This is a genomic window from Sphaerospermopsis sp. LEGE 08334, assembly GCF_015207205.1.
In the GTDB taxonomy this organism is placed as follows: Bacteria; Cyanobacteriota; Cyanobacteriia; order Cyanobacteriales; family Nostocaceae; genus Sphaerospermopsis.
Genome location: NZ_JADEXH010000107.1, coordinates 1 through 1,853, shown reverse-complemented (window position 1 = coordinate 1,853; position 1,853 = coordinate 1). Strand labels below are relative to the sequence as shown.

The 1,853-nt window shown below is 38.0% G+C and carries 2 protein-coding genes; both read right to left on the bottom strand.

Going from position 1 to position 1,853, the window contains the following annotated elements; all coding sequences use genetic code 11:
• A partial coding sequence (locus tag IQ237_RS25925) for a condensation domain-containing protein (RefSeq protein WP_228020721.1) occupies window positions 1-1,589 on the bottom strand: 1,589 nt, incomplete at its 3' end.
• A gap of 83 nt (window positions 1,590-1,672) precedes the next feature.
• On the bottom strand, window positions 1,673-1,853 hold a 181-nt coding region (locus IQ237_RS26565), incomplete at its 5' end, for a hypothetical protein (RefSeq protein ID WP_228020720.1).

Genomic DNA, 1,853 nt, shown 5'->3' with positions numbered 1-1,853 from the left:
ACTAATGTCTCTGGTTTGACTCCTAAGGATTGCAAGTAATGTGCTAATTGATTCGCTCGATTATTCAATTGTTGATAGGTGAGTTGTTCATTTTCAAACACTACTGCTATTGCATCTGGTGTTTTCTCCACCTGTTCTTCAAATAATTGATGGATACATTTATCAACAGGATACTCAACTTCAGTATCATTCCATTCTATTAATAGCTGGTGTTTTTCAACTTCTGTGAGTAATGGTAATTGGGTAATAGTCTCCTGGGGATTGGCTACAATGGATTCCAGTAGGGTGATAAAATGTCCTGCCATCCGCTCAATTGTCTTACTATCAAATAAGTCGCTGTTGTATTGCCAGCAGGGTTTCAACACTCCCTGAGCTTCCATTACCATTAAATTCAAATCTAAGTCTGCACCCCTTTGATGTCCGAGCAGGTATGGCTGCATTTCCAGCACTTGTTCTTGACTATCTAATGATTGTTCTGTTAGTTCACACCAACGTTGTCGTTGCCAGGTAAAACTAACTTGAGAGAAAGGAGAAAGGCTGGGATTACTTTGTGGCTGGAGTTTTTGTGCTAACAAAGCAAAAGGGTAATCTTGATGATATTGGGCTTTTTTTACTGTCTTGCTAACTTGAGCCAGAAATTCTTGGAATGTGGCGTTTTCCCGGACAAAAACTCTTAAAACTGTCAAGTTCGCAAAGTAGCCAGCAATCTCTGTGAAATCTCCAGCCCACCTACCTCTCATCGGGCTGGATATGAGGATATCTGTTTGGTTGGTGTATCGGTAAAGTTGGATGTAAAATGCTGTGAGTAGGATCTGATAAAGGCTGGTTCTGGATGCTAACGCTAGATGGTTAAGTTTTTCAATTAACTTTTCATCTAGATTGACAATGTATGATGCTCCTTGATAAGTCTTTACTGGGGGGCGCGGATTGTCTGGGAGCAAATTCAAAATTGGCAATTCTCCAGCTAATTGTTGTTGCCAGTATTGCCACAGTTTTTCTCCCTGAGAACCAGATAACATTTCTGATTGCCAGTGAACGAAGTCTGCATAAGTTTTTTTTCCACTGACAGCATCTACTGTTTCTGTCTGTTCTTGATTATTTTCCTGATTTTCCCTGATATATAAGGTTCTAAATTCACTCAATAGTAAATCAAAAGTCCACATATCACTAGCAATGTGGTGCATTGTCAACATGATAATGTGTTCTTCTGCTGAACGACTAAATAAATTAACTCTCAATACTGAATCTTGTTCTAAGTTAAAAGGGCTGTCAGCAATAGCATAGATTTTCTGTGCTAATTGTTCTTCACTCCACTCGCTGGCATCTATTACCTCAACACTAAAATGCTCTTGTTGATTAATCAGCTGTACTGGTTTACCTTCATGATTTGTATATGTTGTTCTCAGAATCGGATGCTTTTCAATAATTTTTTGCCATACACGATTCACAACGGCAATATTTAAATCAGCACGAATTTTTGCGGTAATAAATATATTATAAGCAACGCTCTCTGGGGCAATTTGGTGGATCAACCACATTGCTTCTTGACCAGATGAAAGTGGATACATATTTTTAATACTTGTTGTCATAGTTACACTCAAATACAAAATTTTGCTAACTGATTTTTTAATGATTTAGGACTTACGCCAGAACTAAATATGAGGTATGGGTTTCAGGCTTTATAACGTAATTTTTCCTTGATTTTTGGGCGAACTGCTTGCCACAGCGCTTCGCTATGGCTATTTGTATAAACTTCATCCCCAAAAGCCTGAAACAACCAAATATTGTTGAGGCATATCATGGTTAATTTGCACAGTGCGTAAGTCCTATGATTTTTGCTATTTAAGCAAATT